The sequence below is a fragment of the Pseudomonas lalucatii genome (genome assembly GCF_018398425.1).
Classification (GTDB): Bacteria; Pseudomonadota; Gammaproteobacteria; order Pseudomonadales; family Pseudomonadaceae; genus Aquipseudomonas; species Aquipseudomonas lalucatii.
In genome coordinates, this window is sequence record NZ_JADPMV010000001.1 from 2,831,247 (window position 1) to 2,845,746 (window position 14,500).

General features: G+C 65.4%; 13 protein-coding genes. 10 read left to right on the top strand and 3 right to left on the bottom strand.

Annotated features, from left to right (window positions below; genetic code table 11):
* Nucleotides 1-37 precede the first annotated feature (37 nt).
* Complete coding sequence (locus tag I0D00_RS12975) at nucleotides 38-1,417, bottom strand: glutamine synthetase family protein (RefSeq protein ID WP_213640138.1); 1,380 nt, start codon at nucleotides 1,415-1,417, stop codon at nucleotides 38-40.
* Between the two features lie 276 nt (nucleotides 1,418-1,693).
* On the opposite strand from I0D00_RS12975, the gene I0D00_RS12980 reads away from it, so the two are divergent.
* The 9 genes from I0D00_RS12980 to I0D00_RS13020 all read left to right on the top strand — a co-directional run bounded on the left by I0D00_RS12980 (nucleotide 1,694) and on the right by I0D00_RS13020 (nucleotide 11,934).
* Nucleotides 1,694-2,446 carry a gamma-glutamyl-gamma-aminobutyrate hydrolase family protein gene (locus I0D00_RS12980; protein ID WP_213640139.1) on the top strand — a complete coding sequence of 251 codons (753 nt, stop codon included), beginning with the start codon at nucleotides 1,694-1,696 and terminating at the stop codon, nucleotides 2,444-2,446.
* 43 nt (nucleotides 2,447-2,489) lie between these two features.
* Nucleotides 2,490-3,848 carry a glutamine synthetase family protein gene (locus I0D00_RS12985; protein ID WP_213640140.1) on the top strand — a complete coding sequence of 453 codons (1,359 nt, stop codon included), beginning with the start codon at nucleotides 2,490-2,492 and terminating at the stop codon, nucleotides 3,846-3,848.
* 62 nt (nucleotides 3,849-3,910) lie between these two features.
* On the top strand, nucleotides 3,911-5,284 hold the full coding sequence (locus I0D00_RS12990; RefSeq protein ID WP_213640141.1) for an aspartate aminotransferase family protein: 1,374 nt from the start codon (nucleotides 3,911-3,913) through the stop codon (nucleotides 5,282-5,284).
* 162 nt (nucleotides 5,285-5,446) lie between these two features.
* Nucleotides 5,447-6,544 carry a polyamine ABC transporter substrate-binding protein gene (locus I0D00_RS12995; RefSeq protein WP_213640142.1) on the top strand — a complete coding sequence of 366 codons (1,098 nt, stop codon included), beginning with the start codon at nucleotides 5,447-5,449 and terminating at the stop codon, nucleotides 6,542-6,544.
* Between the two features lie 263 nt (nucleotides 6,545-6,807).
* Entirely contained in the window at nucleotides 6,808-7,902 is a 1,095-nt protein-coding gene (locus I0D00_RS13000) for a polyamine ABC transporter substrate-binding protein (RefSeq protein WP_213640143.1), read from the top strand.
* Nucleotides 7,903-7,956: 54 nt separating this feature from the next.
* Nucleotides 7,957-9,099, top strand: coding sequence for a polyamine ABC transporter ATP-binding protein (potA, locus tag I0D00_RS13005; protein WP_213640144.1), 1,143 nt, complete (start codon nucleotides 7,957-7,959; stop codon nucleotides 9,097-9,099).
* A gap of 26 nt (nucleotides 9,100-9,125) precedes the next feature.
* Nucleotides 9,126-10,007 carry an ABC transporter permease subunit gene (locus I0D00_RS13010; protein ID WP_213640281.1) on the top strand — a complete coding sequence of 294 codons (882 nt, stop codon included), beginning with the start codon at nucleotides 9,126-9,128 and terminating at the stop codon, nucleotides 10,005-10,007.
* Entirely contained in the window at nucleotides 10,004-10,903 is a 900-nt protein-coding gene (locus tag I0D00_RS13015; RefSeq protein ID WP_213640145.1) for an ABC transporter permease subunit, read from the top strand. The genes I0D00_RS13010 and I0D00_RS13015 overlap by 4 nt, the downstream gene beginning before the upstream one ends.
* 83 nt (nucleotides 10,904-10,986) lie before the next feature.
* Nucleotides 10,987-11,934 carry an IS481 family transposase gene (locus I0D00_RS13020; RefSeq protein ID WP_213639652.1) on the top strand — a complete coding sequence of 316 codons (948 nt, stop codon included), beginning with the start codon at nucleotides 10,987-10,989 and terminating at the stop codon, nucleotides 11,932-11,934.
* A gap of 75 nt (nucleotides 11,935-12,009) precedes the next feature.
* Here I0D00_RS13020 and I0D00_RS13025 read toward each other — a convergent pair whose 3' ends face one another.
* Nucleotides 12,010-12,591: a DUF6436 domain-containing protein gene (locus I0D00_RS13025; protein WP_213640146.1), complete on the bottom strand. Its 582-nt coding sequence runs from the start codon at nucleotides 12,589-12,591 to the stop codon at nucleotides 12,010-12,012.
* A 120-nt stretch (nucleotides 12,592-12,711) separates the two neighbouring features.
* Between I0D00_RS13025 and bipL the strand changes: the two genes are divergently transcribed.
* Complete coding sequence (bipL, locus tag I0D00_RS13030; RefSeq protein ID WP_213640147.1) at nucleotides 12,712-13,653, top strand: phospholipase BipL; 942 nt, start codon at nucleotides 12,712-12,714, stop codon at nucleotides 13,651-13,653.
* 4 nt (nucleotides 13,654-13,657) lie between these two features.
* On the opposite strand, the gene I0D00_RS13035 is transcribed toward bipL, so the two are convergent.
* Entirely contained in the window at nucleotides 13,658-14,425 is a 768-nt protein-coding gene (locus I0D00_RS13035) for a hypothetical protein (RefSeq protein ID WP_213640148.1), read from the bottom strand.
* Nucleotides 14,426-14,500 lie beyond the last annotated feature (75 nt).

The following is a 14,500-nucleotide window of genomic DNA, read 5'->3' on the forward strand; positions in this document are numbered from 1 at the left end:
AACGACGCCGGCTCGAGGCCGGCGTCGGGGGTGTTGCTTACACGGTGTGCAGGTACCAGTTGTACTCGAGGTCGGAGATGGTGGTCTCGAACTCCTCCAGCTCGGCTTCCTTGCAGGCGACGAAGATGTCGATGTACTCGGGGCTGATGTACTTGTTCAGCACCTCGCTGTCGTCCAGCTCGCGCAGGGCATCGCGCAGGTTGTTCGGCAGGCTCTGCTCCAGCTGCTCGTAGGAGTTGCCCTCGATCGGCTCGCCCGGCTCGATCTTGTTGGTCATGCCGTGGTGAATGCCGGCGAGGATCGCCGCCATCATCAGGTAGGGGTTGGCATCGGCGCCGGCGACCCGGTGTTCGATGCGCACCGCGTCGGCACTGCCGGTCGGCACGCGCACCGCCACGGTGCGGTTGTCCAGGCCCCAGCTCGGTGCGTTGGGCACGTAGAACTGGGCGCCGAAGCGCCGATAGGAGTTGACGTTCGGACAGAGGAAGGCCATCGACGCCGGCATGGTGTCGAGGATGCCGCCGATGGCGTGGCGCAGCACGTCGCTCTGCAGCGGGTCCTCGGAGGTGAAGATGTTCTTGCCGGTCTTCTTGTCGAGCAGCGAGACGTGCACGTGCAGGCCGTTGCCGGCCTGGCCCGGATAGGGCTTGGCCATGAAGGTCGAGTCCATCTCGTGGTCGTAGGCGATGTTCTTGATCAGGCGCTTGAGCAGCAGCGCATAGTCGCAGGCCTTGATGGCGTCATCGACGTGGTGCAGGTTGACCTCGAACTGCGCCGGGGCGCTCTCCTTGACGATGGCGTCGGCCGGCAGGGCTTGCTCCTTGGCGGCTTCGAGCATGTCCTGCAGGCAGTCGACGTATTCGTCGAGGTCGTCGATCAGGTAGACCTGGGTGGAATGCGGGCGCTTGCCGGAGATCGGCGAACGTGGCGGCTGCGGACGGCCGTTCACGTTCTCCTGGTCGATCAGGTAGAACTCCAGTTCGAAAGCGGCGCAGATGGTCAGGCCTAGTTCGTCGAACTTCTGCACCACCTGGCGCAATACCTCCCGCGGGTCGGCGAAGAAAGGCGTGCCGTCCAGCTCGTGCATGGTCATCAGCAGCTGCGCGGTGGGGCGCTTCTGCCAAGGCTCGTTGCTCAGGGTATTGGGGATGGGGAAGCAGATACGGTCGGCGTCACCGATATCCAGGCCCAGGCCGGTGCTTTCCACCGTCGAGCCGTTGATATCCAGGGCGAACAGGGAAGCCGGCAGGTTGATGCCTTTCTCGTACACCTTGTGGAGGCTGGCGCGCTCGATGCGCTTGCCGCGCACCACGCCATTCATATCTGCAATGAGAAGGTCGACGAACTGGACCTCAGGATGTTCCTTAAGGAACGCGTTCGCTTCATTAAGCTGAACGGCACGCGGGGGTACCGACATGATGCAACACCTTTTTTGTTAAAAATATCAATCATGCGACTGCACGACTGTGAGTCAATCCTAAACACCAAACGCTGTCAAGAGAGGCGTATTCTGCCCTAAAAAAGGGCCGCGTGGCCAAATACAGGGCGTTTCAGGGCGGCTGAGGGCCGCGCGCGGCCAGGCCCGGCGCGCCGCTCAGCGGACTGTGTTCGATTTTTTACATGACTATTGTGTAAAAAAATGAACAAGGCTAAGCTCGGCTCAAACCCATAACAGCAATAAAACGGGTGTCCCATGCCACACCTGCCGTTGATCGGCGTCACCGCCTGTACCAAGCAGATCGGTCTGCATCCCTACCATATAACCGGCGACAAGTATGTTCGCGCCGTGGTCGTCGGAGCCGGTGGCCTGCCGCTGATCATTCCGGCCCTGGGCGAGCTGATCGACCAGCCGTCGCTGCTCGATAATCTGCACGGCCTGTTGTTCACCGGCTCGCCGTCCAACGTCGAGCCCCATCATTATAGTGGCCCGCCGAGCAGCGCCGGCACCCAGCACGATCCGGCACGCGATCGCACCACCCTGCCGCTGATCCGCCAGGCCATCGACGCCGGCATTCCGCTGCTGGGCATCTGCCGCGGCTTCCAGGAAATGAACGTGGCCTTCGGCGGCAGCCTGCACCAGAAGGTGCACGAAGTGGCCGGGATGATGGACCACCGCGAGCCGCAGGACGCGCCGCTCGAGGTGCAGTATGCCCCCAGTCACCGGCTGCAGGTGCAGCCGGGTGGGGTGCTCGCCGGCCTCGGCTTGCCGGGCGAGATTGAGGTCAATTCCATTCATGGCCAGGGCGTTGAGCGTCTGGCGCCGGGCCTTCGCGTAGAGGCACTGGCGCCAGACGGGTTGATCGAAGCCTTCTCCGTCGAAGGTGCGCCAAGCTTCGCCCTCGGGGTGCAATGGCACCCCGAGTGGCAGGTAGGATCCAACCCGAACTATCTCGCCATCTTCCAGGCCTTTGGTGAGGCTTGCAGGAAGAGGGCGGGGCAACGCTGAGCCGGCTATAAAGGAATCGGCTCTTTCCAACCCTGAGGTCTCTATGAGTACCAAACTGGACCAGCTTTCGAGCTGGCTGAAAGAACGCAAAATCACCGAAGTCGAATGCCTGGTCAGCGATCTTACCGGGATTGCCCGCGGCAAGATCTCGCCGACCAACAAGTTCCTCGACGAGAAGGGCATGCGCCTCCCCGAGAGCGTGCTGCTGCAGACCGTCACCGGCGACTATGTCGAGGACGACGTCTACTACGAGTTGCTCGACCCGGCCGACATCGACATGGTCTGCCGCCCGGACGAGAACGCCGTGTATCTGGTGCCCTGGGCCATAGAACCGACCGCCCAGGTGATCCACGACACCTACGACAAGCAGGGCAACCCGATCGAGCTGTCGCCGCGCAACCTGCTGAAGAAGGTGCTCAGGCTCTACGCCGACAAGGGCTGGAAGCCGATCGTCGCGCCGGAGATGGAGTTCTACCTGACCAAGCGCTGCGGCGACCCGGACTTCCCCCTGGAGGCGCCGCTGGGCCGCTCCGGCCGGCCGGAAACCGGACGCCAGTCGTTTTCCATCGATGCGGCCAACGAGTTCGATCCGCTGTTCGAGGACATGTACGACTGGTGCGAGCTGCAGGGCCTGGACCTGGACACCCTGATCCACGAGGAAGGTCCGGCGCAGATGGAGATCAACTTCCGTCACGGCGATGCCCTGGAGCTGGCCGACCAGATCCTGGTGTTCAAGCGCACCATGCGCGAGGCCGCGCTCAAGCACGACGTGGCGGCCACCTTCATGGCCAAGCCGATCACCGACGAGCCGGGCAGCGCCATGCACCTGCACCAGAGCATCGTCGACCTGGAGACCGGGCGGAACATCTTCTCCAACGACGACGGCTCGATGAGCGAGCTGTTCCTCCATCACATCGGCGGCCTGCAGAAGTTCATTCCCGAGGTGCTGCCGCTGTTCGCGCCGAACGTCAACTCGTTCCGCCGCTTCCTGCCGGACACCTCGGCGCCGGTGAACGTCGAGTGGGGCGAGGAGAACCGCACCGTCGGCCTGCGCGTGCCGGATTCCGGGGCGCAGAACCGCCGGGTGGAGAACCGCCTGGCCGGTGCCGACGCCAACCCCTACCTGGCCCTGGCCGCCAGCCTGCTGTGCGGCTACATCGGCATGGTCGAGGGCATCGAGCCCAGCGCGCCGGTGGTGGGCCGCGGCTACGAGCGGCGCAACCTGCGCCTGCCGCTGACCCTGGAGGCGGCGCTGGAGCGCATGGAGGCCTGCGAGATGGTGAAGGAGTACCTGGGCCACAAGTTCGTCAGTGGCTACGTCGCGGTCAAGCGCGCCGAGCACGAGAACTTCAAGCGGGTCATCAGCTCCTGGGAGCGTGAGTTCCTGCTGTTGTCGGTCTGAGCGAGCGGGGCCGGCGGCAGCGCCCGCCGGCCCCCGATCAAAGCATGCAATCTGAGGTAGCTATGAGCAAACCCGTGAACAACCCGAAAACCCGCGAGTGGCAGGCCATGAGCCGCGACCATCACCTGGCGCCGTTCAGTGACTTCAAGCAGCTGGCGGAGGTCGGCCCGCGCATCATCACCAGGGCCGAGGGGGTGTACCTGTGGGACAGCGAGGGCAACAAGATCCTCGACGGCATGGCCGGCCTGTGGTGCGTGGCGCTGGGTTACGGGCGCGAGGAGCTGGTCCAGGCGGCGGCCGCGCAGATGCGCGAGCTGCCGTTCTACAACACCTTCTTCATGACCGCCCACCCGCCGGTGCTGGAGCTGGCCAAGGCCATCGCCGAGCTGGCCCCCGCGGGCATGAATCACGTGTTCTTCACCGGCTCCGGCTCCGAAGGCAACGACACCATGCTGCGCATGGTCCGCCACTACTGGGCGATCAAGGGCAAGCCGAGCAAGAAGGTCGTCATCAGCCGGCTCAACGGCTACCACGGCTCCACCGTGGCCGGCGCCAGCCTGGGCGGCATGAAGTTCATGCACGAGCAGGGCGATCTGCCGATCCCCGGCATCGAGCATATCCCGCAGCCCTACTGGTTCGGCGAGGGCGGCGAGATGAGCCCCGACGAGTTCGGCATCTGGGCCGCCGAGCAGCTGGAGCAGAAGATCCTCGAGGTCGGCGAGGACAACGTCGCCGCCTTCATCGCCGAGCCGATCCAGGGCGCCGGCGGGGTGATCGTCCCGCCGGACAGCTACTGGCCGAAGGTCCGCGAGATACTCGGCAAATACGACATCCTGTTCGTCGCCGACGAGGTCATCTGTGGCTTCGGCCGCACCGGCGAGTGGTTCGGCAGCGACTACTACGGCAACGCCCCGGACATGATGACCATCGCCAAGGGCCTGACCTCCGGCTATGTGCCCATGGGCGGGCTGGTGGTGCGCGACGAGATCGTCGAGGTGCTCAACCAGGGCGGCGACTTCAACCACGGCTTCACCTACTCGGGGCATCCGGTGGGCGCGGCCGTGGCCCTGGAGAACCTGCGCATCCTGCGCGACGAGAAGATCGTCGAGCGGGTCCGGGAGCAGACGGCACCCTACTTGCAGAAGCGTCTGCGCGAGCTCGCCGACCATCCGCTGGTGGGCGAGGTGCGCGGCGTCGGCCTGCTCGGCGCCATCGAGCTGGTCAAGGACAAGGCGACCCGCACGCGTTACCCGAGCGAGCTGGCGGTGGGCATGATCTGCCGCGGCCACTGCTTCGACAACGGCCTGATCATGCGCGCGGTCGGCGACACCATGATCATTTCGCCGCCCCTGGTGATCAGCAAGGCGGAGATCGACGAACTGGTGGACAAGGCACGCCTGTGCCTCGACCTGACCGCCAAGGCCGTGCTGAGCTGAGTGAAAGATCGTTAGCGTTCCAGGCCCCTTAGGCCTGAAAGTTGTAAAGAGTGCCAGGACCTTGCCAGACTGCATCCGTGCGTTGGCCAGGCTCACCGGGAGGTGGTGCAGTGAGGCTGCGCCACGTTCCGGAATACTTCTACGACAACAGGAGCTGTACGCATGAAAAGATTCGGCAAAACCCTTCTCGCGTTGTCCCTGGCGGGCGCCGTCGCCGGCGTCGCCCAGGCTGAGGACAAGGTGCTGAACGTCTACAACTGGTCGGACTACATCGCCGCGGACACGGTGGAGAAATTCCAGAAGGAGACCGGCATCAAGGTGGTCTACGACGTCTTCGACAGCAACGAAACCCTGGAGGCCAAGCTGCTCTCCGGCCAGTCGGGTTATGACATCGTCGTGCCGTCCAACAACTTCCTCGCCAAGCAGATCAAGGCCAAGGTCTACCAGCCACTGGACAGGTCCAAGTTGCCGAACTGGAAGAACCTCAACCCCGACCTGCTGAAAACCCTGGAGGTCAGCGATCCGGGCAACCAGTACGCCTTCCCCTACATGTGGGGCTCCATCGGCATCGGTTACAACCCGGACAAGGTTAAGGCGGTACTCGGCGACAATGCCCCGGTCGACTCCTGGGACCTGCTGTTCAAGCCGGAAAACATCGACAAGCTGAAGTCCTGCGGCGTGGCGTTCCTCGACTCGCCCACCGAGATCCTGCCGGCCGCGCTGCACTATCTGGGTTACCAGCCGGACAGCCAGGACCCGAAGGAGCTCAAGGAGGCTGAGCAGCTGTTCCTCAAGATTCGCCCGTCGATCGCCTACTTCCACTCGTCCAAGTACATCTCCGACCTGGCCAACGGCAATATCTGCGTAGCCATCGGCTATTCCGGCGACGTCTACCAGGCGAAGGCGCGTGCCGAGGAGGCCAACGGAGGGGTGACGGTTGCCTACAAGATTCCCAAGGAAGGCGCCGGCACCTTCTTCGACATGGTGGCGATCCCCGCCGACGCCTCGAACGTCGAGGCCGCCCATGCCTTCATGAACTTCCTGATGCAACCGGAGATCATGGCGGAGATCACCAACGAGGTGCAGTTCCCCAACGGCAATGCCGCGGCCACCGCGCTGGTGGACGAGGAAATCCGCAACGATCCGGGCATTTACCCCACCGAGGAGGTGATGCAGAAGCTCTATGCCTTCCCGGACCTGCCGGCCAAGGTACAGCGCACCATGACCCGCAGCTGGACCACGATCAAGTCGGGCCGTTAAGCCACACGCAGTCCCTGCTTCCGGCGGGTCCGCCCGCCGGAAACCCTAACAATAAGAAGGAAGCTTGTATGCGTTGTTCGATTCTCCCGGCCGGCCCGCTGGCCGCGCCTATCGGAGGTGCGTCTTCACGCGCCGGACTGTCCGCCGCCTGGCTGCGCCGGGTCATGGCCGTGGGCTGGCGCTAGGCCGCTCAACAGCTGCCGTCTTTTCCGATAGAGTGCCGGCCCTTTTATGCGCGGGCCGCTGATGAAAGAGGACATACCATGCGAATTTCCCTCTGCAAGACCCTGGCCAGCGGCGCCCTCGCCCTCGGCCTGACGACCCTGGCCCAGGCGGCGGGGACCGTCCATATCTACAACTGGAGCGACTACATCGGCGAGACCACCCTGGCCGACTTCGAGCAGGCCAGCGGCATCAAGCCGGTGTACGACGTCTTCGACTCCAACGAGACCCTGGAAGGCAAGCTGCTGGCCGGCCGCTCCGGCTACGACCTGGTGGTGCCGTCCAATCATTTCCTCGGCAAGCAGATCAAGGCCGGCGCCTTCCAGAAGCTCGACCGCAGCCTGCTGCCGAACTGGGACAACCTCGACCCGGCGCTGCTCAAGCAACTGCAGCGCAACGATCCGGGCAATCAGCATGCGGTGCCCTACCTGTGGGGCACCAACGGCATCGGCTACAACGTCGAGAAGATCAAGGCGGTGCTCGGCGTCGACAAGATCGACTCCTGGGCCACGGTCTTCGAGCCGGAGAACATGCAGAAGCTGAGCCGCTGCGGCGTGGCCTTCCTCGACTCCGCCGACGAGATGATTCCGGCGGTGCTCAACTACCTGGGCCTGGACCCCAACAGCACCGAGCGAGCCGACTACCAGGCCGCCGAGGCCAAGCTGCAGGCCATCCGTCCCTATGTCACCTACTTCCATTCTTCCAAGTACATAGGCGACCTGGCCAACGGCAATATCTGCGTGGCCGTGGGCTATTCCGGCGACATCCTGCAGGCCGCCGACCGCGCCGAGGAGGCCGGCAGGGGCATCGAGATCCGCTACGCGATCCCCAAGGAAGGCGCCAACCTGTGGTTCGACATGCTGGCCATCCCCGCCGATGCCGGCAACGTCAAGGAGGCCCACGCCTTCATCAACTACCTGCTGGAGCCGGCGGTGATCGCCGGGATCAGCGACTACGTCGGCTACGCCAACCCCAACACCAAGGCCGGTGAGTTGATGGATCAGGACGTACGCAGCGACGAGGCGGTGTACCCGCCGCAAGCGGTTCTGGACAGGCTGTATATCTCGGCGGAGCTGCCGACCAAGGTGCAAAGGCTGATGACCCGTAGCTGGACCAAGGTCAAATCAGGCCAGTAAAAATTCAAACGCCCGGCCGCAGGGGTTGGGCGCTATTTTCCGGGAGTTTTGGTAATGGCAGTTGCTTCTAGTGCCTATAAGAAGGTCCTCGAGGGCGATCAGCAGCCCAAAGAGGTACTGGTCAAGATCGAGCGGGTGACCAAGAAGTTCGACGAGACGGTCGCCGTCGACGACGTCTCGCTGACCATCAACAAGGGTGAGATCTTCGCCCTGCTCGGCGGCTCCGGTTCGGGCAAGTCGACCCTGCTGCGCATGCTCGCCGGCTTCGAGCGGCCCACCGAGGGGCGGATCTTCCTCGACGGCGTGGACATCACCGACATGCCGCCCTACGAGCGGCCGATCAACATGATGTTCCAGTCCTACGCGCTGTTTCCGCACATGAGCGTGGCCGACAACATCGCCTTCGGCCTCAAGCAGGACCGCATGCCCAAGGCGGAGATCGACGCCCGGGTCGAGGAAATGCTCAAGCTGGTGCAGATGACCCAGTACGCCAAGCGCAAGCCGCACCAGCTGTCCGGCGGCCAGCGCCAGCGCGTGGCCCTGGCCCGCTCCCTGGCCAAGAGTCCCAAGCTGCTGCTGCTCGACGAGCCCATGGGTGCCCTGGACAAGAAGCTGCGTTCGCAGATGCAGCTGGAGCTGGTGGAGATCATCGAGCGCGTCGGCGTGACCTGCGTGATGGTCACCCACGACCAGGAAGAGGCCATGACCATGGCCCAGCGCATCGCCATCATGCACCTGGGCTGGATCGCCCAGATCGGCAGCCCGGTGGACATCTACGAGACCCCCACCAGCCGCCTGGTCTGCGAGTTCATCGGCAACGTCAACCTGTTCGACGGCCAGGTGGTCGAGGACATGGAAGGCCACGCGCTGATCGACAGCCCGGACCTGGAGCGCAACATCTTCGTCGGCCACGGCGTCAGCACCTCGGTGCAGGACAAGAGCATCACCTACGCCATTCGCCCGGAAAAGCTGCTGGTCACCACCGAGCAGCCGACCTGCGAGCACAACTGGTCGCGTGGCACCGTGCACGACATCGCCTACCTGGGCGGTCACTCGGTGTTCCATGTGCAGCTGCCCAGCGGCAAGATCGTCCAGTCCTTCGTCGCCAACGCCGAGCGCCGCGGCGCGCGGCCGACCTGGGACGACGAGGTCTTCGTCTGGTGGGAGGACGACAGCGGGGTGGCATTGCGCTCATGAACATTTCCCGAAGCATCAATCGCCGGCTGCCCAAGGGCCGGCACTTCGTCATAGGCGTGCCCTTCGTCTGGCTGTTCCTGTTCTTCCTGCTGCCCTTCGCCATCGTGCTGAAGATCAGCTTCGCCGAAGCCGACCTGGCCATCCCGCCCTATACCGAAATCTACGCCTGGGCCGACAACCAGCTGTCGCTGGTGATCAACCTGGGCAACTACATCTTCCTCAGCGAGGACGAGCTGTACCTGGCCGCCTACCTCGGCTCGTTGCAGATGGCCTTCTTCAGCACCCTGCTGTGCCTGCTGATCGGCTATCCGATGGCCTATGCCATCGCTCGCGCGCCCAAGGAAATGCAGACGGTGTTCCTGCTGCTGATCATGATGCCGACCTGGACGGCGATCCTGATCCGCGTCTATGCCTGGATGGGCATCCTCAGCAGCAACGGCCTGCTCAACGGCCTGCTGCTGAGCCTGGGGCTGATCGACTCGCCGCTGCGCATCCTCAACACCAACGTCGCGGTGTACATCGGCATCGTCTACTCCTACCTGCCGTTCATGGTTCTGCCGCTCTACGCCAACCTGGTCAAGCACGACCAGAGCCTGTTGGAGGCGGCGGCCGACCTGGGTTCGAGCAACTTCAACAGCTTCTGGAAGATCACCGTGCCGCTGTCGAAGAACGGCATCATCGCCGGCTGCATGCTGGTGTTCATCCCGGTGGTCGGCGAGTTCGTCATCCCCGAGCTGCTCGGCGGGCCGGAGACCCTGATGATCGGCAAGGTGCTGTGGCAGGAGTTCTTCAACAACCGCGACTGGCCGGTGGCGGCGTCCCTGGCGGTGGTGATGCTGGCGATCCTGATCATCCCGATCATCCTGTTCAACCGTAACCAAGCGAAGGAAATGGAGGGCCGCGTATGAAGCGCCTGAATTTCTCCACCCTCATGCTCTGGGCCGGGCTGGTGTTCATCTACCTGCCGATGGTCATCCTGGTGATCTACTCGTTCAACGGCTCGCGCCTGGTCACGGTGTGGGGGGGCTGGTCGGTGAAGTGGTACGTCGGCCTGCTCGACAACACCCAGCTGATGAACGCGGTGATGCGCTCCCTGGAGATCGCCCTGTATACGGCCATCGCCGCCGTCGCGCTGGGGACCCTGGCGGCCTTCGTGCTGACCCGGGTGACCCGCTTCAAGGGCCGTACCCTGTTCGGCGGCCTGGTCACCGCGCCGCTGGTGATGCCCGAGGTGATCACCGGTCTGTCGCTGCTGCTGCTGTTCGTGGCCATGGCCCAGCTGATCGGCTGGCCCGCCGAGCGCGGCCTGCTGACCATCTGGATCGCCCACACCACCTTCTGCACCGCCTATGTGTCGGTGGTGGTGTCGTCGCGTCTGCGCGAGCTGGACCTGTCCATCGAGGAGGCGGCCATGGACCTGGGCGCCAAGCCCTGGAAGGTGTTCTTCCTGATCACGGTGCCGATGATCGCGCCGTCCCTGGCGGCCGGCGGCATGATGTCCTTCGCCCTGTCGCTGGACGACCTGGTGCTGGCCAGCTTCGTCTCCGGGCCGGGTTCCACTACCCTGCCGATGGAGATCTTCTCCGCCGTGCGCCTGGGGGTGAAGCCGGAGATCAACGCCGTGGCCAGCCTGATCCTGCTGGCGGTGTCGCTGATGACCTTCCTCATCTGGTTCTTCGCCCGGCGTGCCGAGGAGCGGCGCAAGCGCGCCATCCAGCAGGCCATGGACGAAACCACCGGGGCCGGCCAGAAGAACGGGCCGGACAGCCGCCGCGACCCGTCGCAGCAGCCGGCCGTGGCCTAGCTGTGATCTCTCAGTAGGTTGTTCATCCGGGGCATTCCCGGAATTCTGGAAGTGCGACCAACCTAGCCTTCCAGGAGCCCCGGATGAACCTGCATAAACATGCCCGTCTTACCCCTCGCGGTCGAGCCCTTTTGGTTCAGCGCATCCAGCACGGCTTGCGGGTCGAAGAAGCCGCCCAGGCGGCCGGTGTGAGCGTGCGAACCGCCTACAAATGGTTGCGGCGCTTTCGCGAGGAAGGCGAGGCCGGGTTGATGGATCGTTCATCACGTCCGCAACACTGCCCGCATGCGACACCCGATACCGTGGTCGAGCGTCTGATCGAACATCGGCGATGCCGCAAGACCTATCGGCAGATCGCCAGAGAGCTAGGCTTGGCCGTCAGCACTGTTGCGCGCCGCCTGCGGCGGGCCGGCTTTCATCGACTGGCTGAGCTGGAGCCGGCGCCACCGGTGGTGCGCTACGAGTACCCGACACCCGGAGATCTGCTGCATCTGGATATCAAAAAGCTGGGCCGTTTCTGGCGACCTGGCCATCGGGTCACCGGCGACCGCCAGCAGAACTCCGACGGCGCGGGCTGGGAATTCGTCCACGTGGCCATCGACGATGCCAGCCGCATCGCCTTCAGCAGCCTGCATCCTGACGAGCGTGGTCGCAGTGCTTGCCAAGCCTTGCTCCAGGCGCTGCGCTACTACCGCAGCCTGGGCATTCGTTTCACCCGCATCATGACCGACAACGGCAGCTGCTATCGCTCTCGCACGTTTCGGCGTTTGCTCAGACGATTGGGGCTGCGCCATCTGCGCACCAAACCTTACACGCCACGCACCAACGGCAAGGCCGAGCGCTTCATCCAGACCAGTCTGCGCGAGTGGGCCTATGCCCATAGCTATGAAAGTTCGGCACAGCGAGCACAGCACCTGACGCCCTGGCTACATCACTACAATTGGCACCGGCCACACGCCAGCCTCGGCTACCAGCCACCAATCAGTCGCGTTCCGCTTTCACTGAATAACGTACTGGGTTTACACAACTAGCCTGGCGAGGTCTTCGGCTGAAGACAAAGGGTCACTGCGGTGGCCCTTTTTCTTTTCCCCCGGGCGGGCGCCGGCTCACTGCGCCGGCGTTGCGGACCAGTCGCAGAAACAGCCCAGCGCCAACGTGTTGCTGGCGTTCACCGTCCGCCCGGCCGTCAGGGCCTCGAGGATGGGCTCGATGAAGCTGTTGTTCGCGTTGCAGGTGAGACCCTCGCTGTAGGGGCCGAAGTAGGCCAGGCGGCCGCGCTCGTCCCAGATGGCCACCGCCGGGCTGGCCGGTATGCGCTCGGTGCCGGGCAGGGTCGGCAGCGCTTGCAGATCGTCCAGGCCGGCCGGCAGGCGGCCCCGGCTGCCGGGCTTCGGCACGGCGTAGAAGGCCACGCCGCGGGGGCTGAACTGCTCGATCAGCTCGCTCAGGTGCTGCTGGTTGCCGACGTTGCAGGGGCAGGCCGGGTCCCAGAAGTGCACCAGACGGATCGGCCCGGGGCCGGCCAGCTCGTCCGGCAGGCGCAGCTCGGCGCCGGAGAACAGCGCCGCCCGCTCGTCGAAGGGGCGTAGGTAGCGCGCCTCGAACCAGTCCAGGGCGGCGAACAGGGCGGCGGCCGCGCTGAGGGTGAGCAGGCCGGCGAGCAGGGTCTTGCGGCTGGGGCGGGGCATGGCGGGGCGGTCATGAAAAGGGCGCCTAGCTTGCCACGCTGCGCACTGGAGCTGAACATCTGCGCACGCCTGCGGCACAATGCCGCTGCGCCGCGTCCGTCCTGCCACTGGAAAGCCCTAATGTCCGAGTCGTTCAACCCCGATCACCTGCGCCCGCTGTTGCGCCCCCTGGCGGCCGGCACGCTGGAGTTGCCGGTGGTGCAGGCCTATCGGGCCTTCTACGGCATCGACCTGGGGCGGCAGCACGCGCATCTGGACTGCCGCCTGGGCAGCTTTCCGGTCGCCGGTTACCAGATCGCCGCCCAGCTCTGGGCGCCGCCCCAGCCGCGGGCGACGCTGCTGCTGGTGCACGGCTACTACGACCACATGGGCTTGTACCGTCATGTGGTCGACTGGGCGCTGGGCATGAATTTCGCCGTGCTCGCCTGCGACCTGCCGGGGCACGGCCTGTCCAGCGGCGCCCGGGCCAGCATCGACGACTTCGCCGAGTACCAGCAGGTGTTGAGCGCCTTGCTCGACGAGGCGGCGCTGCTGCAGCTGCCGCAGCCCTGGCACCTGTGCGGGCAGAGCACCGGCGGGGCGATCCTGCTGGACTACCTGCTCAACGGCGCGCCGCGGCCGGAGGTCGGCCAGAGCATCCTCCTGGCGCCGCTGGTGCGGCCGCGGGCCTGGACCTGGTCGCAGCTCAGCTATCGCCTGCTCAGCCCCTTCGTCAAGGCGATTCCCCGGCGCTTCAGCGAGAACTCCCACGACGCCGCGTTCATCGACTTCGTGCAGAACCGCGACCCCCTGCAGCCGCGCAACCTGCCGACGGCCTGGTTCGCCGCCTTGCGTGACTGGGTGCCGCGGATCGAGGCGGCGCCGCGCAGCGCCGTCAGCCCGCTGATCGTTCAGGGCGAGGCGGACATGACGGTGGACTGGGCGCACAACCTGGCGGTGCTGCAGGACAAGTTCGCTGCCCCGCAGATCCTGCGCCTGCCGCGGGCGCGCCATCACCTGGCCAACGAGGCGGCGGACCTGCGCCGGGAGTATTTCGCCTTCCTCGGCGAGCGCCTGGCCTGAGGGCTCAGATGCCCTGGGGCGCGGGCTCCAGTTCGGCGGCGCTCTGGCCGACCGCCAGGCCGGCGCGGATCGCCGCCAGGGTCGCGCGGTAATAGGCCTGGCCCGCGGTGGACTGGGCGAACTCGACGAACTCCTCCAGCTCCGGATCGGACAGCTCGCGGTAGACGTGCAGCAGGGTGTTGTCCAGGTCCGCGCCGATCTGCTCGATCAGGTGCTGGCGCTGGGTATTGAGCAGGGTCTGGGCGGCGCCACCGCCGAGCAGTCCGGGGAGCATCTGGCTGAGGCTGTCGGCGGCGACGCCGGCCAGGGCCAGACTGATCTCGGCGCCGGCCTCCTCGGCCGGCAGGGCCTGGGCCAGGTGGCGAATCAGCAGGCGCCGGGTGGCGCTGGCCTCGCCGCGCGGCAGGCCGTCGGCGTGCAGGGCCAGTTGCTCGCGGCTGGTGGCGAGCAGTTCGGCGGCGACCACCTTGCGCCCCAGCGGCGACTGGAAGAACTGCAGCGCCGGCCCAGGGTCGGCCAGCTGCTGGCGCAGGCTGAACTGCGCGCGCTGGTCCATGGCCCGCGGGTCGAAGCGGCGGTTGCTGTTTTCCACCAGGGCCTGGTACACCGCCGGCGGCAGGCTGCGCCGGTAGCGTTCCTGGGCGGCGCGCAAGGCGTCGTTGAAGTGCGCCCGCTGCTGCGGCCAGCCGGCGGCCTGGTACAGCTGGAGCTGGGCGTCGGCCAGGCTCGGCAGGCTGAGGATCAACAACAAGACAACGCAGAGGGCGCGCATACCGACTCCTGTGTAGCGGGTGGCTATTTTCAATGGCCAGTCGATGCTTGTCGAGGCGCGCCGCCGTGCCAGGCT